The 20181-nt window shown below is 71.5% G+C and carries 15 protein-coding genes; 6 read left to right on the top strand and 9 right to left on the bottom strand.

Going from position 1 to position 20181, the window contains the following annotated elements; all coding sequences use genetic code 11:
- The first annotated feature begins 60 nt into the window (after positions 1 to 60).
- On the top strand, positions 61 to 3111 hold the full coding sequence (locus tag D451_RS0115280) for a bifunctional [glutamine synthetase] adenylyltransferase/[glutamine synthetase]-adenylyl-L-tyrosine phosphorylase (RefSeq protein ID WP_017535096.1): 3051 nt from the start codon (positions 61 to 63) through the stop codon (positions 3109 to 3111).
- On the opposite strand, the gene D451_RS0115275 is transcribed toward D451_RS0115280, so the two are convergent.
- Positions 3099 to 4211: a sensor histidine kinase gene (locus D451_RS0115275; RefSeq protein WP_017535095.1), complete on the bottom strand. Its 1113-nt coding sequence runs from the start codon at positions 4209 to 4211 to the stop codon at positions 3099 to 3101. The two genes, D451_RS0115280 and D451_RS0115275, sit on opposite strands and share 13 nt — an antisense overlap.
- Entirely contained in the window at positions 4208 to 4882 is a 675-nt protein-coding gene (locus D451_RS0115270) for a response regulator transcription factor (RefSeq protein WP_017535094.1), read from the bottom strand. Before D451_RS0115270 ends, D451_RS0115275 begins: the two co-directional genes overlap by 4 nt.
- Positions 4883 to 5051: 169 nt before the next feature.
- Here D451_RS0115270 and D451_RS0115265 point away from each other — a divergent pair, with 169 nt between their 5' ends.
- Entirely contained in the window at positions 5052 to 5672 is a 621-nt protein-coding gene (locus D451_RS0115265) for a D-alanyl-D-alanine carboxypeptidase family protein (RefSeq protein ID WP_026125092.1), read from the top strand.
- 11 nt (positions 5673 to 5683) lie between these two features.
- On the opposite strand, the gene D451_RS0115260 is transcribed toward D451_RS0115265, so the two are convergent.
- The 3 genes from D451_RS0115260 to D451_RS0115250 all read right to left on the bottom strand — a co-directional run bounded on the left by D451_RS0115260 (position 5684) and on the right by D451_RS0115250 (position 8865).
- Positions 5684 to 7489, bottom strand: a complete 1806-nt coding sequence (locus tag D451_RS0115260; protein ID WP_017535092.1) for a carbohydrate-binding module family 20 domain-containing protein — start codon at positions 7487 to 7489, stop codon at positions 5684 to 5686.
- Positions 7490 to 7787: 298 nt separating this feature from the next.
- A complete protein-coding gene (locus D451_RS0115255) occupies positions 7788 to 8126 on the bottom strand; it encodes a hypothetical protein (protein ID WP_017535091.1) in 339 nt (112 codons plus the stop codon).
- Positions 8127 to 8202: 76 nt separating this feature from the next.
- Positions 8203 to 8865 carry a COG1361 family protein gene (locus D451_RS0115250; protein WP_017535090.1) on the bottom strand — a complete coding sequence of 221 codons (663 nt, stop codon included), beginning with the start codon at positions 8863 to 8865 and terminating at the stop codon, positions 8203 to 8205.
- A 385-nt stretch (positions 8866 to 9250) separates the two neighbouring features.
- Here D451_RS0115250 and D451_RS28285 point away from each other — a divergent pair, with 385 nt between their 5' ends.
- On the top strand, positions 9251 to 9400 hold the full coding sequence (locus D451_RS28285) for a hypothetical protein (RefSeq protein ID WP_017535089.1): 150 nt from the start codon (positions 9251 to 9253) through the stop codon (positions 9398 to 9400).
- Positions 9400 to 12363 carry a helix-turn-helix transcriptional regulator gene (locus D451_RS0115240; RefSeq protein ID WP_017535088.1) on the top strand — a complete coding sequence of 988 codons (2964 nt, stop codon included), beginning with the start codon at positions 9400 to 9402 and terminating at the stop codon, positions 12361 to 12363. The genes D451_RS28285 and D451_RS0115240 overlap by 1 nt, the downstream gene beginning before the upstream one ends.
- A 1-nt stretch (position 12364) precedes the next feature.
- On the opposite strand, the gene D451_RS0115235 is transcribed toward D451_RS0115240, so the two are convergent.
- Entirely contained in the window at positions 12365 to 12970 is a 606-nt protein-coding gene (locus D451_RS0115235) for a TetR/AcrR family transcriptional regulator (RefSeq protein ID WP_017535087.1), read from the bottom strand.
- A gap of 123 nt (positions 12971 to 13093) precedes the next feature.
- Here D451_RS0115235 and D451_RS0115230 point away from each other — a divergent pair, with 123 nt between their 5' ends.
- Positions 13094 to 13702 (top strand): dihydrofolate reductase family protein, encoded by a 609-nt coding sequence (locus D451_RS0115230; RefSeq protein WP_017535086.1) that lies wholly within the window; start codon positions 13094 to 13096, stop codon positions 13700 to 13702.
- 247 nt (positions 13703 to 13949) lie between these two features.
- Positions 13950 to 15311 (top strand): glutamine synthetase family protein, encoded by a 1362-nt coding sequence (locus tag D451_RS0115225; protein ID WP_014911719.1) that lies wholly within the window; start codon positions 13950 to 13952, stop codon positions 15309 to 15311.
- A 53-nt stretch (positions 15312 to 15364) separates the two neighbouring features.
- On the opposite strand, the gene D451_RS0115220 is transcribed toward D451_RS0115225, so the two are convergent.
- From D451_RS0115220 to D451_RS0115210, 3 genes are all read right to left on the bottom strand, one after another.
- Positions 15365 to 18232, bottom strand: coding sequence for a helix-turn-helix transcriptional regulator (locus tag D451_RS0115220; protein WP_017535084.1), 2868 nt, complete (start codon positions 18230 to 18232; stop codon positions 15365 to 15367).
- A gap of 132 nt (positions 18233 to 18364) precedes the next feature.
- Positions 18365 to 19573 carry a globin domain-containing protein gene (locus D451_RS0115215; protein WP_017535083.1) on the bottom strand — a complete coding sequence of 403 codons (1209 nt, stop codon included), beginning with the start codon at positions 19571 to 19573 and terminating at the stop codon, positions 18365 to 18367.
- Between the two features lie 115 nt (positions 19574 to 19688).
- The gene (locus D451_RS0115210) at positions 19689 to 20147 is read right to left on the bottom strand and encodes an RrF2 family transcriptional regulator (RefSeq protein WP_014910586.1); all 459 of its coding nucleotides are present in this window, start codon (positions 20145 to 20147) and stop codon (positions 19689 to 19691) included.
- Between the last annotated feature and the right edge of the window lie 34 nt (positions 20148 to 20181).

Below are 20181 nucleotides of genomic sequence, written 5' to 3'. Positions count from 1 at the left end.
CCCGCCGTTTCCGGCTCCTCCGGCTACCGTTGACGCGTGGCAAGGGACGGAAGAACCAACATGACAGCGGGCGCGCTCGCCCGACGCGGTTTCGGTGACAGCGTCCGGGCCTTGAGCCTGGTGACGGCGGCCGGGTTGGACACCTCGGACGACGTCGACGTCATCGGCGCCCTCGGTGCCGCCGCCGACCCCGACCAGGCCCTGTTGGGTCTGGTCCGGCTGTTGGAGACCTCTCCCGATCCCGACGAGGTGCGCTCCGCCCTGCGCCGGGAGTCGGATCTGAGGGAGCGTCTGTGCCGGGTGCTGGGAGCGGGCACGGCCCTGACCGACCACCTGGTGCGCCATCCCGAGGACTGGCGGGAGCTGCGCGGCGCCGACGCCGCGCGCACCCCCGAACCGGAGGAGGCGCGTCGAGGGCTGCTGCACACCGTCGGCGCCCATCCCGACGACGAGGCCCCGGTGGCCGACCCCGCCGTGGTGGAGGGTGACGGGGCGGATCCCTCCGCGACCCTGCGCCATACGCTGCGGGTCGCCTACCGCCGCCGTCTACTGCGTCTGGTCGGGCGGGACCTGACCGGGGTGAACTCGGTCGAGGAGGTCGCGGCCGAACTCTCCGACCTGGCCTCCTCCCTGCTGGACGCGGCGTTGGCGGTGGCCCGGTGGGAGTCCCCCGAGGACGCGGCGCTGTGCCGGCTGAGCGTGATCGGCATGGGCAAGTGCGGCGGGCGGGAACTGAACTACGTCAGCGACGTGGACGTCGTGTTCGTCGCCGAACCCGTCGGTGACGCGGACGAGCAAGCGGCCCTGCGCGCGGCCACCGGGCTGGCCACCGCGATGATGCGGATCCCGGCGGAGACCGACGCCGAGGGCACCCTGTGGGAGGTCGACCCGGCGCTGCGCCCCGAGGGCAGGAACGGCCCGCTGGTGCGGACCCTGGCGAGCCATGTGGCCTACTACGAACGGTGGGCCAAGACCTGGGAGTTCCAGGCCCTGCTCAAGGCCCGTCCGATCGCCGGGGACGTCGCCCTGGGGCGTGCCTACGGCGAGGCGATCTCCCCCATGGTGTGGGAGTCCTCCGGGCGCAAGGGCTTCGTGGAGGACGTCCAGGCGATGCGGCGCCGCGTGGTGGCGCACATCCCCACCGGCGAGGCCGAACGGGAGCTGAAGCTGGGGCCGGGCGGCCTGCGCGACATCGAGTTCTCCGTACAGCTCCTCCAACTGGTCCACGGACGCACCGACGAGCGGTTGCGTTCGGGCAACACCCTGCGCGCGCTGACGGCCCTGTCCGAGCACGGCTACGTGGGGCGCGGCGACGCGGCCGGACTCACCGAGGCCTACCGTTTCCTGCGCCGCACCGAACACCTGTTGCAGTTGGAGCGGCTCCGCCGGACCCACCTGATGCCCGATCCGGACAGCCCGGACGGCCCCGCCCGGCTGCGCGGTCTGGGACGGGCCCTGGGCTTCACCGCCGACCCGGTCCGGGAGCTGACCGAGGCCCGTAAGCGGGTGTCGGCCGAGGTGCGGCGTCTGCACGAGAAGCTCTTCTATCGGCCGCTGCTCAACGCGGTGGCCAAGCTTCCCGAGGGCGAGGCGCGGCTCTCCCCCGGACAGGCCGAGGACCGGCTGGGCGCCCTGGGGTTCGCCGATCCGCGCGGGGCGCTGCGGCACCTGGAGTCGTTGACGTCGGGGATCTCTCGAAGGGCGGCGATCCAACGCACCCTGTTGCCCGTGATGTTGGGCTGGTTCGCCGACTCCCCCGATCCGGACGCGGGCCTGTTGGGGTTCCGCCAGGTCAGCGAGGCGCTCGGCACCACCCCGTGGTACCTGAGGCTGCTGCGCGACGACGTGCGGGTGGCCGAGCGGATGGCGTGGCTGCTGGGGACCAGCCGTTACGTGACCGAACTCCTGCTGCGCGCCCCCGGGTCGGTGGCCACGCTGGCCGACGACGCCGACCTGCGGAGCCGTCCGCCCCGCACACTGATGGCCGAGGCGGACGCGGCGCTGCGCCGCTACGACACCCCGGAGGAGGCGGTGTCGGCGGTACGCGCCCTGCGCCGCCGGGAACTGCTGCGCACGGCCTCGGCCGACCTGCTCGGGGTCTCCTCCGTGGAGGAGGTCGGTTCGGCGTTGACCGATATCGCCGCCGTGACCATCGACGCCGCTCTGCGCGCCGCCTACAAGAAGGTGGTGGCCGACTTCGGGGGCGAGGAGCTCACCCGCGTGTGCGTGGTGGCCATGGGCCGGTTCGGCGGCGGTGAGCTGACCTACGCCAGCGACGCCGACGTGATCTACGTGCACGACCCGTTCCCCGGGGCGGACGGCGGCGAGGCCACCCGTCAGGCGATGGCGATCGTGCGAGAGCTCGCCCGGCTCCTGGAGATACCGCAGGCCGAGCCGCCGTTGAAGCTGGACACCGATCTGCGTCCCGAGGGACGGAGCGGGCCGGTCGTGCGCACCCTGGACTCCTACGCCGCCTACTACCGGCGCTGGTCCCAGGTGTGGGAGAGCCAGGCCCTGCTGCGGGCGCGTCCGATCGCCGGCGACCACGGACTGCGTTCGGCCTTCCTCGCCCTGGTGGATCCCCTCCGGTATCCGGACGGGGGGATCGACACCTCGGCGGTGTTGGAGATCCGCAAGTTGAAGGCGCGCATGGAGGCCGAGCGGCTGCCGCGCGGGGCCGACCCGACCCTGCACACCAAGCTGGGACGGGGCGGGCTCTCGGACGTGGAGTGGGTGGCGCAGTCGCTCCAGCTCCGTCACGCCCACGAGCATCCCGACCTGCGGACGACCGGCACGTTGGAGACGCTGCGGGTCGCGGTCGCCCACGGTCTGTTGAGCGCCGAGGACGGCGTGGTCCTGGAGCGGGCCTGGCGGCTGGCCTCCCGCGTGCGGGGCATGGTGATGCTCGTACGTGGACGCCCCGGCGACTCGCTCCCCTCCGACCTGCGGGTGCGGGCCGCGTTGGGCGAGGCCATGGGCTACCGCGACTCCTCGGACGACGACGAGAGCGACGTCGAGGCGGAGGGGCCCGCCGAGCAGTTGACCGAGACCTACCTGCGCGCCACCCGGCGGGCCCGCGCGGTGATGGAGCGGGTCTTCTACGACGACTGAGGGCGGGCGGGGAGGACCACCGTGACGAGGAGTCCTCCCCCGTGGCGCGCCTCCAGGGTCAGGGTGCCGCCGTGGACGTCCACGACCCGGGAGACCAGGGCCAGTCCCAGACCGTGTCCCTCTCCGTCCCGGCGGGTCCGGCCCTCTCCTCGCAGGAAGGGTTCGGTGAGCCGGGCGACGCTCTCCGGTGACAGCGTCGCCCCGGTGTTCTCGGTGCGCAACACGGCCGAACCGTCCCGATCCCGATCGACCGAGATCCTCGCCCATCCTTCGCCGATGTTGTGCCGCAGCGTGTTGCGGACCAGGTTGTCGGCCAGCCGCAGCAGCAGTTCGGCGTCTCCGGTCACCGGCGCGGCGCGAAGGTCGGATCGCAGATCGACGCCGCGCCGCCGGGCCTCCTCCGCTGCCTCCTCGACGGCCCGACCGACGGGATCGGCCAGGTCCAAGGGGCGGGCCGCGGCGGTGACGGCGTCGACGTCGGCCAGCCGCAGCAGCGCCTCGGTGAGGTCGACCGCTCGGGCGTTGACCCTGGACAGGCGCTCGATCAGGGCGGGGTCGTGGCCGGGCTCTCTGCGGGCCACGTCGAGCATGGTGGCGGTGATCGCCAGCGGGGTGCGCAGTTCGTGCGAGGCGTTGGCGGCGAACCTCTCCTGGACGGCGAAGGCGTCCTGGAGACGGTCGAGCATGTGGTCGAAGGCGTCCGCCAGCCGACGGAACTCGTCGTCGGGCCCTTCCAGGCGGATCCGGTGGTCCAGGCCGCCGGCGGCGACGGCGCGGACCGCGGCGTCGATGCGGCGTAGTGGCCGCAGCACCCAGCCGGCCAGAAGCCAGCCACCGCCGAGACCGATGACGGCCAGCGCGGCCAGGACCCACAGTGAGACGTCCACGAGGGCGGAGAGGATCTCCCCTCGGGAGGTGATCCCGACATCGGAGAGGCTGGGGTCGGAGCTGGTCAGCGGGTAGTCGGGGATGAAGCGGACGACGACGTAGACGCCGACCAGGATCGCCGCCCCCGCCACGACCAGGAACGCCGCGTAGCCCAGGGTGAGACGGAGACGGGCGCTGACCGGCAGCCCCGGACGCCGGGGCGCCCGGCTCATCGTTCCCGCTCCGGGTCGACCAGGCGGTAGCCGACACCGGGGACGGTGACGATCGGGTCCGGGTCGCCCAACACCCTGCGCAGGTGCGAGACCGCGACCCGGGGCGCGGTGGTGAAGGGGTCGGCGTGCTCGTCCCACACCTTCTCCAACAGGGTCTCGGCGGTGACCACGGCCCCGTCGGCGCGCATCAGCAGTTCGAGGACGGCGAACTGTTTGCGCGGCAGCCGCAGGGGACGACCGCCCCGGTGGGCCTCCCTACGGTAGGGGTCCAAGCGCAGGTCGCCGCGATGGAGCACCGGATCGACGGCGGTGGCCGGGCGGCGGGCCAGGGCGCGCAGACGCATCACCAGTTCCTCCAGGGCGAACGGCTTGGTGAGGTAGTCGTCGGCCCCCAGCGAGAAACCGTCGACCTTGTCCCGCAGCCGGCCCGCGGCTGTGAGCATGATGATCCGGGTTCCGGGATGGTCGCGGACCAGGACGGCGCACACCTCGTCGCCGTGGGTCCCGGGGATGTCCCGGTCCAGGACGACGGCGTCGTAGTCGTTGACGGCCACGCGCTCCAACGCCCGGTCTCCGTCGAGCGCGATGTCGGCGGCGATGGCCTCCTGGCGCAGACCCGCCTGGAGGGCCTCGGCCATGTAGGGCTCGTCCTCGACGACCAGTACGCGCATGCCGTGTCCTCCCTCGTCGGCGGCCTCCCCGGCCGCCCGGTCCCGAGTCTAGGGACGCACCCTGTTGCGGAAGTGTTGCGCGATCACTCGACACGGACGCAACGCCCCTCTTGATGGTCTGGCCCCGCACGTCGGGCACCGGCCCGGCTCCGAACGAAGGGGGAGACCCGTGGGTGCGGTACACCGTCGGACGATGATCGCGGCCCTGGCGGCCGTGTTGGCGGCCGGAGGCTGCGCGGCCCCGCCGGAGGGCGTCGAGGGCGGCGGTGCCCTGCTGGTGCTGCCGGGACCGGTGGGCGGATCCGACGAACCGACCGAGGCCGACGGGTACGTTCCGGTCGGCGAGGGGCTGGAGGTCGACGCCGACGTCCCCGCGTTGACCGGACTGGATCCGAGGCTGCTGGCCGCGGTGCGAGAGGCCGCGGCGGACGCCCTGGACTCCGGGGTCGACGTGGTGATCGTCACCGGGGGCTGGCGGAGCGAGCGCTACCAGGAACACCTGTGGGAGGAGGCGCTGCGCGAACACGGGGACGAGGAGGAGGCTCGCCGGTGGGTGGCCGCTCCCGACGCCTCCTCCCACGTCCACGGGGACGCCGTGGACATCGGGTACACGAACGCGGCGGACTGGTTCTCCCGCTTCGGGTACGAGTACGGGCTCTGTCAGACCTACGCCAACGAGATGTGGCACTACGAGCTGACCGTCGACCCCGGGGAGCCGTGCCCGCCCCCGCTCGCCGACGCCTCCGAGGAACGCGGAGGCGCCCCCGACCACGAGAATCGAGGGCGCTGAGGGGGCGTGGATCAGCCGCGACCCCAGGTGACCGCGGAGGCGGGGCCGACCCGGTTGTCACCGGGCTCCCAGTCGGCGGTGCCGTCGGTGTCCACACGGACGAGTTTCCACTCGGCGTCGGGGGCGATGTCGACGTTCCCCCGCCACTCGGGATAGGTGTCGGCGTCCGTGCTCAGGCGCACCCCGTTCGCGGGCTCCCAGGAGCCGAGTTCGGGGGTCGAACCGACCACGTGGACCTCCTGACCGGGACGGGTCTCGACGGTCGCGGTCAGGGTCCCCGGCTCGCCGGGCCCCTCTCCCCCGCCGTCGCACCCTTCCTCGCACTCGCCGCCCACGTGCAGGGCCAGGGCGCCCTCGGCGGGAACGGTGGCGGTGACCCGGCCGTCGGCGACCGTGGCGGTGCCCGGGCCGGCGGCGTTGTCGTAGGCGCCGTCGGGCAGGGAGGTCGAGGCGCTCAGCGACCAGGCCTGACCGGAGGCGTTGAAGGCCGCGAAACCGGTCTCGCCCCGGTCGAAGGCCACGCGCGCCGACCCGTCGCGCAGGCGCTCGGTCAGGTCGGTGCCCTCCACCGCGTTACGGAAGGAGACCATGCCGGCGACGGTCTCGTTCCGGTGCTCGCAGACCCAGTCGCTCCCCGAGCAGTCGCTGTCGGCGGTGATCCATCCGGCCGGGTTGCCGTCGACCTCGCCGACGCTGGGCGGCCCCTCGCTCACGTTGCCCCGGAAGTCGTAGCTCGACATCACCACGGGCGTTCCGTAGGGGTGGGCGAGCATGAAGGCGGTGGCCAGGTGGTAGCGGTCGCCATCGAGGTAGGTGAGGGTCGGCTCGTAGCGCTGGGTGTCGTGGTTGTCGACGAAGACCACCGACTCGTCACCGGTGAGCCCGCCGAAGTCGGGCATCGAGGTCAGGTCGGCGATGTTCCCGTCGGCGAAGGACGACGCGAGGTTGCGCTGGTGATCGAAGTTGGTGACCTGACCGTAGGGCGTGTACGCGGTGTAGGGGATCGTCTGGTCGCCGTAGACCTCGTGGTAGACGCGCGGGGCGCCGCCGAAGCCGGGGACCTCGTCCAAGGCGCCGATGATCGCGCCCATGTCGTCCTCGGGGACGTGCTTGGAGGCGTCCACGCGGAAGCCGCCGACCCCCAGGGCGACCAGCCCGTTGAGGTAGCGGACGATCTGTGCCCGGACCTCGGGGTCACCGGTGTTCAGGTCGGCGAGTCCGAGGAGCTGACAGTTCTGCACCTCCTCCTTGTCCTGCCAGTTCTCGATCGTCTCGTAGCAGGGGCCGAAGTCCTCGTAGGTGTAGGAGGCCTCGCCGTCGCCGAACAGGTCGGGGTACTCGTACAGTTCCCAGTCGGTTCCGGCGCTGCCGGGGCCCTCGTTCTCGCGGGGGCCGGTCATGTGGTTGATGACGGCGTCGACGTAGATCCGGACACCCTGGTCGGCACAGGTCTCGACCATGTTCCGGAACTCCTCGGCGGTGCCGCGCCGGGTGTTGTCGATGCGGTAGGACACCGGCTGGTAGTCCTGCCACCAGGGGTGGTTCCCGCCTTCAGCGGTCGGGACGACCACGTGTTCCTGGGGCGGGGAGACCTGAACGCCTCCGTAGCCCCGCGGACCGAGGAAGTCGACGCACTCTGCGGCGACCGAGTCCCAGTTCCATTGGAAGAGGTGGACGATGGTGTCGCCTGCCTCCTGGGCCGCGGCGGGGGTCGGGGAGGGCGATGCCGCGTCGGCGGCGGCCGTGGCGGGGGCCGTCAGCAGGCCGGTTCCCAACAACACGGCCGCAGCCAGGGCGCCGAGCCGGGGTGTTCTCATGTGCGCTCCTTGGGGGTTCCGCGGTGGGGACATACCACCCCACCGTCGTTCTCTTGCAGTACTTGCAAGAGTTTGCGTGAGCGTGACGAAGGTAACACGGAGATCTCCCCCTGGGAACCGCCCTTCACCTCCCCTTCATCCGCGCGATACCGATGACCTCAACGAAAACAAGCGCAAGTTTTCCGCAAGATGTCAGCAAGATGAACCGGAACGAGGGCACGAAAAAACCGGGGGCGGGTCGGAATCCGACCCGCCCCCGGCGAAGATCCGGCCAGGACACTACCGGCGCCCTCGGCTCCTACCAGAAAACCGCCACGGCGATGTTCAGGACGGCGAGCGCCCCGGCGGTGATCGCCAGGTTCTTCGCGGGCTTGCGCTGGTTGAGCACGGCGACCACGACGACCGTCAGGGCGACGACCAGCTTGACCCCGATCTTGATGTGGTTCATCTCCGCCACGTCGCCCATCTCGGCGACGCCGACCAGCAGCAGACCGGTGACGAACTGGAGCAGGGAGCTGTGCAGCATGACCTTGGTGGCCTTGACGTTGTCGGTCATCAACTGCATCAGGAAACCGGCGATGATGCCGGCCAGGCCGATCATGTGCAGGAAGACGAGCACCGAGTAGAGAATGTCCATGCCGACACACTACTACGCGTTGTAGTTTTCACGTCCGCCACAGCGTCCCCCATGACGTAACGAATCGGACACCCGTTCAGGCGCGGCGGGCGGCGGGGCCCCACTGGCGCCAGAACATCCACGCCAGCAACATCAACGCGCCCGCGCCCATCGCGCGGATCATCGTGTCCCGGTCGAACACGTCGCCCACCCGGGAGAACATCGTCGGCTCCGCGATCAGGAGCGTCTCGCTCGCGCAGGCCGTCGGTTCCTCGTCCCGGTCCAACAGCAGACAGGCCGTGCTCACCGCCCTGGCGTCGGCCGGCGCCGTCTCGGAGACCCGGACCCGCACGGTGCGCACGGCCTCCTCCCCCGCGGGAAGGTCGATCCGCCAGTTGGCGACCCCCTCCTCCAATACACCGTCCTGGCCGACCTCCACCACCTCCAGCGGGGCGGGAACGTGCTGGGCCAGGAGGGCCCCCTCGGCGCGTTCGGCCCCGTCGTTGGTCACCGTCGCCCGGTAGACGAACTCCTCGCCGGGCATCGGCGAGGGAGCGTCCCCGGACAGGGCCACGCTCGTCGCCTCGGCACCGGACTCCGAGGGCGTCGCCTCCGAGGAGCCCCCCTCGCCGTCCGCCGCCACCGGGGCGGACGACAGCAGAAGGACGGCCGCCGCCCCCAGGACCGCGCTCGCCCTCGCGCGCCCCGATCCCCGCGCGTCGACGCGCCCGCCACCGTTCCCGAAACCGTCCGGCGTCATCCCGTACCTCTCTGGTATCCACGCTGTGACACCAACAGACAACTACGGGTCACGCCGTTCCAGGGGGTGGTGACACGCCCCGCACCTCTATCTCGATGGACCGGGCCCCCTGGTGGCCGACCACTCACCGTGAAAACGGGGGTCATAATGGCCGACATGCCCCTCATATCAGGAAAGGCCACCTGTTATGCCTCTGCATGATGGATGGGCCCGGGGGCTCGGGGTGTCTTAGGAGATCTCACGGAGGTCTTAGACGGGGGCGCCCGGCTCACGGATCGCGCCCGCGGAAAGCGGTATTTCTCCCCATGTGGCCCCGGGGTTCTCAGCGGCATCGTCGTGAGCGGGTCGGAAGAGCACCGATCCCGCGACATCCGAGGGGGACCCCATGACCTATGACGACCTTCGTTCCGCCAACGCCCACGCCCTGCGCGACGAGCGTCTCCGCCAGGCCGAACTCGCGCGGCGCGCCCGTCGACTGCGTGAGCAGGAGAGGCGTGACCGCCGTCGCCCGGAACGACGGACCCGGAGAGCATAATGGGCGCCATGCCCCTTATCTCCGACATCAGCCCTGTCTTCGTCGGCCGCCGGGACCAGCTCCGCCTCCTCGCCGACCAGGCCGAACGGGCCCGCTCCGGCGGCTCCGAGACGCTGCTGGTCGGCGGCGAGGCCGGGGTCGGCAAGAGCCGTCTGGTCTCCGAGTTCGTCGAGACCCGGACCCGGGGCGCCGTGTTCGCCGGAGCCTGCCTGCAACTGGGCGAGGACGGACTGTCCTACGCCCCCTTCACCGCGGTGCTCCGCCAGGTCCTGCGCGACCTCGGCCGAGAGGTCTTCGAGACCGCGGCCCCGGGAGGGATCGGCGAGTTCGCGCGGCTCCTGCCCGAACTGGGCGAGGCGCCGCGGGACCGACGGGAGAACCGGGGCATCCTCTTCGAACAGCTGTTGCGCCTGTTCGGCGGTCTCGGCGGGGAAGAGGGCGTCACCATCGTGTTGGAGGACCTGCACTGGGCCGACGGGGCCACCCGCGACCTCCTGGTCTTCCTCGTCCGCAACCTGGACCGCCCCGGCGTACAGATCATCGGCACCTACCGCAGCGACGATCTGCACCGTTCCCACCCGCTGCGCCGTCTCCTGCCCGCGCTCGAACGCCTGCCCGGGGTCGGACGGATCCATCTGGAACCGCTCACCCGGGAGGAGGTGGCCGCCCAGGCCCGGGCGATCCGGGGCGACGATCTCACCCCCTCCCAGATCGACTCCCTCTACCGGCGCAGCGAAGGGGTCCCCCTGTACGTGGAGGCCCTGGCCTCGGCCGAGACCTGCCCGACCGAAGAGGACCCCGACCTGCCGGACCACTTCCGCGACCTGCTCCTGGAACCGCTCCACCGGTTCGACGAGACGGCCTGGAGCGTCCTGCACGCGGTCGCGGCGGGGGCCATCGGCGGCGGTGTCGAACACGAGACGCTCTACCACGCCGTCGGTCTCCCCGAACGGGAACTGGAGGCGGCTCTGCGCGTCCTGGTCGACGCGAACGTGCTGCGCGCGGGGCGGACCGACTACCGGTTCCGGCACGCCCTGCTGCGCGACGCCGTCCACGGGGAGATCCTCCCCGGGCCGCACTCCCGCCTCCACCTGCGGTTCGCCCAACTGATCGACGAGTATCCCGACACGGTCCCCTCGGAGCGCCGCGCCGCCGAGCAGGCGCACCACTACCAGGCCGCCCACGACCTGCCGCGAGCGCTCCAGGCCGCCTGGTGGGCGGCGGTCCGGGCCGGGGAGGCCCTGGCCTTCGACGAGGAGCTGGCCATGGTGGAACGGGTCCTGGACCTGTGGGACCGGGTGCCCGACGCGCGGGAACGGGTCCAGAACCGCTCCCGTGCCCAGGTCGTGGACCGGGCCGCGGGCGCCGCGTTGGACTCGGGACGCCCGAAGCGGGCCCTGGAGCTCTTGGACACGGCCCTGGCCGAACTGCCCGAGGAACCCGAGGACGATGAGACCCGCATGCTCAGGGCGGTCCTGCTCCGCGAACGCGGCCAGGCCCTGTCCCAGGGGGTGCGGGACGGTGGGCTGCCGGACCTGGTGCGCGCCCTGGAGATGCATCCGCCGCATATGCCGGGGTACGCGCGGCTGTTGGCCGCTCTCGCCAAAGAGAGCCGTCTGGCACGGGCCGACCGCGAGGAGACCCCCGACCAACGGCTGCTGACCCGACTGCTCAGGGCCGGGCTCGGCCCCCGCGCGCTGGCCGAGCGTGCCATAGATGTGGCCACTCGGGAGGAGACCGCCGATCCCCGGGGAGAGGTCGACGCCCTGATCGTCCTGGGCGGTCTGCTCATGGAGGAGGGCGACGTCGAAGGGGGCCGCCCGCTCATGGAGCGGGGCACCCTGCGCGCGGTGGAGCTGACCGACCCGATACTCGAAGCGCGCGGCGCGGGCAACCTCGGCCACCATCTCCGAGAACTGGGCCGGCACGAGGAGGGGATGGAGGTCCTGCGGAGCTCCCTGGCCCGACACGACCGGCTGGGCTGGGCGTCGGTGCACCGGGCCTTCAACCACCAGAACGTGGCGGAGATCCTCTTCGAGATGGGGCGTCTGGGCGAGGCCCGGGAGCTGTCCGACCACACGGTGACCGCCGCGACCGAGCGGGTCCGGGTGCACTGCGTCCTGACGGTCCAGGCCCGCGCCGCGGCGGCCCAGGGCGACCTGGAGGCGGCCCGTCGGGCCACGGGGTCCAAGGGAGATCGGAGCATGCTGAACGCCCATCGGATGAACGTCCTTCAGCTGCACGCCCTGGCCGCGGTGGACACCTCCCTGGCCGAGGGCGATCCAGAGGAGGCGCTGGACCTGTCCCGGACGCTCCTGGACCGGACGGCCCTGGAGAGGTTCCCCGGCTACACCTGGCCGTTGCTGGAGGCGATGGCCGAGGCCGCGCGTCAGGGCGACGATCCGAAGGTGGCCGAGCGTGTGCTGAGCGTGGCGGAACGGACGGACGTGGTCGGTTCGATCATGCCCGCCTATTCCGCCTCGATCGCCGCCCTGGTCGCGGAGACCGTGGGCGATGACGCGGGTCCGCTGTGGAAGGGCGCCGTGGAGGCGTGGGAGCCGCTTCCCATGCCGCTGTACCTGGCCCGGGCCCGGTTGCGCGAGGCCGAGGTCGGCGCCGCCCGCGACCGCGACCTGGCGGTGTGCCGGGTGCGTCAGGTGTACGCGACGGCCGTCGAGTGCGGGGCGTCCCCCTTGGCGGCCTCCGCCGAGGGGTTGGCGCGCAGGCTCGGGGTCGGGGTCTCGGACGAGGCCCCGGCCCCGAGGACGCCGGCGGGGTTGACCGCCCGTGAGACGGAGGTGCTCCGGCTGCTCGCGGAGGGCGCCACCAACGCGAGGATCGCCGAGGCCCTGTTCATCTCGCCCAAGACCGCCAGCGTCCACGTCTCCAACATCCTCGCCAAACTCGACGTCCCCAACCGCGCCACCGCCGGAGCCCACGCCCGAAGGCTCGGGGTGGCCTGACTCACCCTGCGCCGTCGCCGTCGGAGGACGGGGCGTCCAGGACGATCCCCTCCACGACCCGGGCGACCAGGGTGTCCAGGTCGCCCTCGGGCGCCAGCACCCCCGGCAGGGTGAGGTGTTCGGTGACCATCCAGTTCAGGGCCAGGTAGAGGATCAGGACGGTGTCGCGGCCGCCCGGCATCCTCGATTCCTCGTGGAAGGCGATGTTGGCGTCCAGGTCGGCGCGGACCCGCGCGGTGAGGTCACGGCGCAGATCGGGGCGGCGGGTGGCCTCCAACTGGAGTTCCAGGGTGGCGAGGTAGACCTCGGGGTCCGAGACCATGCGCGTGATCGTGGCGCGCATGACCTCGACGAGCTTGGCGCGGTCCCGGGGGCCGACCAGCACGTCGTCCCACTCGGCCTGTCCGGGCATGAAGCGTTCGTAGGTGCGCACGCTCGTCTGGGCGAGCAGGTCGTCGCGGTCGGCGAAGTAGTTGGAGGCGGTGCCCGCGGGCACCCCCGCCCTGGTGTCGACCGCACGGAAGGTGAGTCCTCGGGCGCCCTCCTCCGCGAGGGCCGCGATGGCGGCGTCCAGCAGCGCGGCGCGTCGTTCCGGGTTCCTGACCATGGTTCTTCCTCTCCTCGGGTCTTTTCCGTTGCCAAACCACTATGCATGGAGTACTTTATCCGTAGTACTTCAACCATAGTGGTCAACCGGCCGCGGAAGTACCCCTTTCTCTCAAGGAGATGTATGCGAACCCTCACCTACTTCGTCGCGGTCTCGATCGACGGCTACGCCTGCGGGCCCGACGGCTCCTACGACTTCTACGAGGCGCCCGACCCCGGCGGCGACCTCGGGGACAACGGACGTTTCCACGTCGAGGAGTACCCCGAACTCCTGCCCACCGCCGCACGCGTCCACCTCGGTCTGGACGTGCCCAACAAGCACTTCGACACCATGCTCCAGGGCCGCGGCTCCTATCGGATCGCCCTCGACGAGGGCATCACCAGCCCCTACAACCACATGCGCGAATACGTCTTCTCCCGTTCCCTGCCCACCGACATCGATCCCAACGTCACCATCGTGGCCGGCGACCCCCTGGAGACCGTTCGCGAACTCAAGCGAGAGGACGGCCCCCTGGGCATCTGCGTCGTCGGTGGCCCCCGCATCGCCGGCACCCTCCTGCCCGAGATCGACGAACTCATGATCAAGCGCTACCCCGTCGTCGCGGGTCACGGGCGCCCCCTCTTCGAGGGCGCCGCCTTCGACCCCGCGCGCTTCGCACGGGTCGAGAGCCACACCTTCGAGGGCGGGGCCGACTACACCCTCTTCCGCCGGATCACACCCGAAGCGCCTTGAGCGGCGCGGCCCCGCCCCACCGGCTCGCGGACCGCGCACCGCCCCCGAGGACGCCCTCGGCACGGTGTGGTCCGCGAGCCCTCGATCAACGGTCATAATGCGTGTGCGGGGGGACGGACCGGGCAGGACGCTCGGGAAACACCCCGGAAACATCCGCACGGCAGACTGGTTCCGGACGACGTGTCCGGTAGGGCTCCAAGGTCGACGGACCGGAACCGGGGCCGACCGGCATCGAGGAAGGTTGATCGTGAATCGACAGCAGGAATTCGTGCTCCGCACGCTGGAGGAGCGCGACATCCGGTTCGTGCGGCTGTGGTTCACCGACGTGCTCGGGTACCTCAAGTCCGTGGCGGTGGCACCGGCCGAACTGGAGGCCGCCTTCTCCGAGGGCATCGGTTTCGACGGGTCCGCGATCGAGGGGTTCGCCCGGGTCTACGAGGCCGACATGCTCGCCCAACCCGACCCCGGCACCTTCCAGGTGCTCCCCTGGCGCAACGAACCGCACGGCACCGCTCGCATGTACTGCGACATCCTCATGCCCGACGGTTCGCCCTCGCCGGCCGACCCGCGCCACGTGCTCAAGCGTCAGCTCGGCAAGGCCTCCGATCTGGGCTTCACCTTCTACACGCACCCCGAGATCGAGTTCTACCTGCTCAAGAAGTTCCCCGAGCACGGGGAGTTCCCCGAACCGAACGACTCGGGCGGCTACTTCGACCACACACCGCACAACAGCGCCCACGACTTCCGTCGCAACGCGATCAACATGCTGGAGGCCATGGGCATCTCGGTGGAGTTCAGCCACCACGAGGGCGGCCCCGGCCAGCAGGAGATCGACCTGCGCTACGCCGACGCGCTGACCACCGCCGACAACATCATGACCTTCCGACTGGTCATGAAGGAGGTCGCGATGGAGCAGGGCGTGTACGCGACCTTCATGCCCAAGCCCTTCACCGAGTACCCCGGCTCGGGCATGCACACCCACCTGTCCCTGTTCGAAGGCGACCGCAACGCCTTCTACGAGCCCGGCGCCGAGTACCAGCTCTCCAAGGTGGGGCGCGGGTTCATAGCCGGACTGCTGCGACACGCCGACGAGATCGCCGCCGTCACCAACCAGTGGGTGAACTCCTACAAGCGGCTGTGGGACGACCCGGCGGCCTCCGCCGGCATGGGCGGCGAGGCGCCCGCCTACATCTGCTGGGGGCACAACAACCGGTCCGCCCTGGTCCGGGTGCCCATGTACAAGCCGGGCAAGTCCAACTCCAGCCGGATCGAGATCCGTTCGCTGGACAGCGCCACCAACCCCTACCTGGCCTACTCGGTGATCCTGGCCGCCGGGCTGAAGGGCATCGAGGAGGGGTACGAGCTACCCCCGGGCGCCGAGGACGACGTGTGGGCGTTGACCGACGCCGAGCGCAGGGCGCTGGGGATCAGGCCGCTCCCGCAGAGCCTGGACGAGGCCCTGCGCCTGATGGAGAACAGCGAGCTCGTGGCCGAGACCCTCGGCGAGCACGTGTTCGACTTCTTCCTGCGTAACAAGAAGGCGGAGTGGAACTCCTACCGCCGCCAGGTGACGCCCTACGAGCTACAGCGCTACCTGCCCACCCTCTGAGGTCGGTCTTCGAGGCCCCGTCGAACCCGTTCGGCGGGGCCTCGGCCGTGTTTTCACCCGAGCCCGAGTTCGCGGGCCTTGGCGGCCGCCGCCGTCCGGTTGTCCACGCCCAACTTGGCCATCAGGTTCGTGACGTGCACGCTCACCGTCTTGGGCGAGATGAACAACGCCTCCCCCACCTCACGGTTGCTCAGCCCCCGGGCCACCTCCACCAGCACCTCCACCTCACGCGACGTCAACCCGGCCGGCGGAACCGCGCGTTCCGGAGCGGAGGCGGTCAGGGCGGCCCGCATCCGCTCGATCCGCCCGGGAAGACCGAGCTCGGTGCGCCCGTGCAGTCCCTCGACGCGCTCCAGCATCTCCCGCGCCCGGTCCCTCCGTCCCAGGGCGAGCAGATCGCGGAAGGCCCCTGACCAGGCGTCCATCCGGGTGATGACGTCGGCCCGCTCCGCCAGGGGCAGGGCCCGTTCCCAGTGTTCGAGCGCCGTGGCCGGGTCGGTCTCCAACCATCCGAGGGCCAGGTGCCGTCCGAGCCGGGCCGCCGGCGTGGTCGGTCGGTCCTCGCGTTCCAACACCTCCAGCAACAACCCGGCCAGCCTCTCCGCGAGCTCGGTGTCCCCGGGGTCGGCGCGGTTCCGCAGGAGGTCGACCAGTTCGGCCCATACGAACAGGTCGTGGTAGGCGTGGCGGGTGTTGCCGATGAGCCCGATGTCCTCCTCACCCTCGAAGGACAGGCGCGCGGCCTCGGCCGGTCGGGGCTCCGGGCCGTTCACCAGCAGGAGCATCCGGCCGTGGTAGTGGGTGAGGTACTCCATCGCCGAACTGCGGTCGCGGGGCAGCAGACGGACGAACGTGGCCAAGGCCCTCTCGACGCCCTCCCAATCGCCCCGCGCCATGTGGATCCGGATCATGAGCCCCTGTCGGCGGGCGGCGATGAGGTCCTCATCGGCGGGATGGTCGGCCAACACCCGCTCGGCCTCCTCGACCCGGCCCAGGGAGATCAGGTAGAGGGCGACCCCGTTGGCGTAACCGCCGCCCTGACTGCGCAGGATCCCGAGCTCGGCGCAGCGCTCCAGGATCTCCCACGACAGTTCCAGGCCGCGCTCGATCTCCAGACGCCGATGCATGTTGCTCGCCAGGTTGTTGAGTCCGCGCAGCTCCACTTGGACCTCACCCGTCTCCCGGGCGATCCCGATCCCCTCGCGGAGCAACTCCTCCGGCTCGTTCGAGTCAACCGCCTCCAGCAGGGTGCCCAGGGTGACGAGGGCGTCGGCCTCGCTCGCCCGATCGCCGACCGACCGGGCCAGGCGGACGGCGGACCGCGCGGACTCCTCCGCCTCCGTCTCGAACCCCTGGAGCATCAGCACCGAGGCGGTGGCGGCGGTGATGGCGGCCTGTTCGACGTGGCCCTCCGGCAGGAGCCGGGCGGCGGCCCGCAGGTCGTCCAGGGCCGCGGTACGGCCCAGGTCCTTGTAGGCGCGGGCCCGCGCCACCAGCAGACGGGCGGACGTCTCGAGGTCGGTCTCCGGGTCGAGGTCGGCGAGCCCCTCGGTGGCGTGGTCGACGGCGCGGCGCAGGTCACCGGTGACCTGCGCGGCCAGGCAGCCCCGCAGCAGGACCCCGCTGCGGGGCAGGGAGAGCCGTTCGGCGGCGTCGGGCACCGATTCCCACAGTTCCAGGACCCGTTCGAGCAGATCGAGGTGTTCGGGGTGGGCCGCCGAGACGAGCGCCCGTCCGGCCGCCTCCCAGGAGGCGACGAGGGCGCGTGGATGGTCGTGCGCCGCGTAGGCGTGGTGGGCCAGGTGGAAGGCGGTCGTGGCGCCGGACAGCCCGGGGACCCCCGCCTCCAGTGCCTCGGCGTAGCGGCGGTGCGCGCGGATCCGCCGCCCGGGCAGCAGGTCGCCCTCGACCGCCTCCGCCAGCAGGGCGTGCCGGAACACGTAGCCGGTGTCGGTCGCGGTGAGCACCCGGGCGTCGACCGCCGGACGCAGGGCCTCGTCCAGCTCGTCCTCGCCGATCCCGGAGCGTTCGGCCACCGCCGCGAGGAGGGCGTGGTCGACCCGGTCTCCGGCGACCGAGGCCAGCCCCAGGACCTCGCGGGTGGTGTCGGGAAGGGGCTCGACCCGGCGCATGAGGAGTTCGCGCGGCCCGTCGGGGACCCCGGCCCCGTCGGCGACGCCCACGAAGGACTCGACGAACAGGGGGTTGCCGCCGCTGCGCTCGTGGATCAGGTCCAGGTCGGTGCCGCTGAGCGGGGATCCGCCCAGCGCGGCGGCCTGTTCCGCGACCTCCTCCCGGGAGAGCGGACCCAGGTCCAGTCGGGACACTCGGGGCAGCCGCTCCAGCTCGGGCAGGAGGGGCCGCAGCGGATGGGTGCGGTGCAGGTCGTCGACGCGCACCGAGACCACGAGGTGGACCGGAACGGTGTGCAGGTTGCGCAGCAGGAAGACCAGCAGGTCGCGGGTGGAGGCGTCGGACCAGTGCAGGTCCTCCACCACCAGACCGAGTCCGCCGGGGCGGGCACGCTCCTCCAGGAGGGTCAGCACCGCCTCGAACAGCCGGGCCCGCCCGTTGTCGTCCGTCGAGGGGAGACCGTCTCCCCCGGCCTCACCCGGGAGCAGACCGGCCAGCCCCACGTCGTCGAAGGGCCGTTCGCCACCGCGTGACAGGGCGCGGACCAGGGCGGTGAAGGGGGCGTAGGCGATGCCCTCCGTCCCCAGCTCCAGGCAGGCCCCCAGAGCGGTCCGCTCCACGGGGGTGCACTCCAGGTACTCGGTGAGCAGCCGTGACTTGCCGATCCCGGCGTCCCCGCACAGCAGGGTCGTCCGGGTCTCCCCCGACAGGGCCCGCCGGGCGTCGGTGAGGAGATGGTCCAGGTGGCGTGCGCGGCCCACGAAGACCGAGCTCTCGGAGGGGGACATAGAGGTCAGTATGCCCGGAACGGGGAGCGCCCGGTCGAGTGTCGGGGCTCGGTTCCGTACCGTTCCCGACCGAAGTCGGCCATTCCCGGAGGCGACGGATCGGGCGGCCCCGCTGCGGGGCCGCCCCCGCGCTCACCCCTCGCCGAGCCAGAGGTCGGGGCCGAAGACCTCGTAGTGGACCCGACGGGCGGGGAGGCCTCCCCGGAGCAGGCCCGCCCGGACCTCGCGCATGAACGGCAGTGGGCCGCACATGTAGACCTCGGCCGTCTCGGGGATCTCGATCGGGTCCAGGTCGAGGGTTCCGGGGTGTACCTCGACGCCGTCGACGGCCGCGTCCCGGTGGTCCCGTTCGTACCAGGTGTGCCCCTCGGCCCCGAGCAGACGGTCGATCAGTTCGGCGATCTCCTCACGATGGGCGTGATCGAGGGGTGAGCGGTCGGCGTGCAGGACCACGACGCGGCGCTCGGCGCCCCGTTCGGCCAGGTGGTTCAGGATCGCCACCATGGGGGTGCAGCCGATCCCGGCGGAGATCAGCACCAGGGGATGGTCGCCGTCGGCCGGGGTGACGTCGCCCGCCGGCGCGGAGACCATGAGGGTGTCCCCGGGGGCGGCGGTGGCGTGCAGCAGGGTGGAGACCTCGCCGGAGGGGCTCCGTTCCCCGGCGCGCAGACGCTTGACGGTGATCCGGCGGCGCTCCCCGTTCCATCCGGAGACGGAGTACTGGCGGGCCTGGTGGACGCCGTCGGGCATGAGCGCCCGCACGCTGACGTACTGGCCGGGCAGGAGGTCGGGGGCCGGCCCTTCGTCCCCCGGCTCCAGGGTGAGGGAGACCGCGTCGGGGGTCTGTTCGCGGCGTTCGGTCACCGTCCAGGGGCGCCATACGTCGCGACCGGTGTGCCCGGATTCGGCGTACAGGCGCGCTTCCAGGGCGATGAGGGCCCCGGCCATGAGCCAGTAGACCTCGTCCCACGCGGCGACGACGTCGGGGGTGGCGGCCTCGCCGAGGGTGTGGGCGATCGCTTCGAAGAGGTACTTGTGCACGACCACGTACTGGTCCTCGGTCACTCCGAGGGAGACGTGCTTGTGCGCGATACGGGACAGGAGGGCGTCCGGGCGTTCGTCGGGGTGGTCGATCAGGGCGGTGGCGAAGGCCGCGATGGACCCGGCCAGGGCCCGGCGCTGCTCACCGCTCGCCTGGTTGCCCCGGTTGAAGAGGCCGTCGAGGAGCTCGGGGCGGTCGCCGAGCATCGTGTCGTAGAAGCGGGAGGTGATCGCGTCCAGTTCCTGGGCGACGACGGGGATGGTGGCGCGGATCGTGGCCGCGGACTCGGTGGAGAGCACGCTTCCTCCTAGACCGGGACGGGTGTTCCCGGCAGAGATAATTGGTATCTGAAATGCATATTAAACCCGCGTCCCGTGGACCCCTCGGCGGGGTGGAATAAGAGATACGACCAGGTCAGGAAGGCTCTACGGCCGGTGATCCGTCTGACCGGAGCACCATCAGGGTCTGCTGTGTGGGCGGGGACACCAGGGACTCCACCGTCACCTCGTCCAGGGAGGCGTAGAAGGCCTCACGCGCCCGGGACAGCGCTCCGCGCAACCGGCAGGCCGAGCGCAACGGGCAGGGCGGATCGTCCTCGCACCCGGCCAGGTCCCCGGCTCCCTCCAGCTCGCGCACGATCGCCCCCACCGAGGACCGCCGCCCCGCCTCGGTCAGGGTGAGGCCGCCACCGCGTCCACGCCGCGCCTCGACCAGCCCCAGCTCCGACAGCCGCGCCACCGCCTTGGCCATGTGCGAATAGGGCACGACGAGCATGCCCGCGGCGGCCCGGGTGGTGAGGAGTTCGCCCTCCTTCGCCACCGCCAGCCGCATGACCAGGCGCAGGGAGACGTCGGTGAAGGCGGTCAGACGCATACGCCCATGCTAGGTCGTGCTCTTGTGAATCGCT

The sequence above is a fragment of the Nocardiopsis alba DSM 43377 genome, assembly GCF_000341225.1.
Taxonomy (GTDB): Bacteria; Actinomycetota; Actinomycetes; order Streptosporangiales; family Streptosporangiaceae; genus Nocardiopsis; species Nocardiopsis alba.
This window is presented reverse-complemented; position numbering and strand designations above follow the sequence as displayed.

Coding starts and splice junctions, on each gene's coding strand:
- D451_RS0115230 (WP_017535086.1), top strand. CDS start 13,094: ATGCGAACCCTCACCTACTTCGTCGCGGTCTCGATCGACGGCTACGCC.
- D451_RS0115255 (WP_017535091.1), bottom strand. CDS start 8,126: ATGGACATTCTCTACTCGGTGCTCGTCTTCCTGCACATGATCGGCCTG.
- D451_RS0115235 (WP_017535087.1), bottom strand. CDS start 12,970: ATGGTCAGGAACCCGGAACGACGCGCCGCGCTGCTGGACGCCGCCATC.
- D451_RS0115275 (WP_017535095.1), bottom strand. CDS start 4,211: ATGAGCCGGGCGCCCCGGCGTCCGGGGCTGCCGGTCAGCGCCCGTCTC.
- D451_RS28285 (WP_017535089.1), top strand. CDS start 9,251: ATGACCTATGACGACCTTCGTTCCGCCAACGCCCACGCCCTGCGCGAC.
- D451_RS0115260 (WP_017535092.1), bottom strand. CDS start 7,489: ATGAGAACACCCCGGCTCGGCGCCCTGGCTGCGGCCGTGTTGTTGGGA.
- D451_RS0115280 (WP_017535096.1), top strand. CDS start 61: ATGACAGCGGGCGCGCTCGCCCGACGCGGTTTCGGTGACAGCGTCCGG.
- D451_RS0115210 (WP_014910586.1), bottom strand. CDS start 20,147: ATGCGTCTGACCGCCTTCACCGACGTCTCCCTGCGCCTGGTCATGCGG.
- D451_RS0115250 (WP_017535090.1), bottom strand. CDS start 8,865: ATGACGCCGGACGGTTTCGGGAACGGTGGCGGGCGCGTCGACGCGCGG.
- D451_RS0115240 (WP_017535088.1), top strand. CDS start 9,400: ATGGGCGCCATGCCCCTTATCTCCGACATCAGCCCTGTCTTCGTCGGC.
- D451_RS0115220 (WP_017535084.1), bottom strand. CDS start 18,232: ATGTCCCCCTCCGAGAGCTCGGTCTTCGTGGGCCGCGCACGCCACCTG.
- D451_RS0115270 (WP_017535094.1), bottom strand. CDS start 4,882: ATGCGCGTACTGGTCGTCGAGGACGAGCCCTACATGGCCGAGGCCCTC.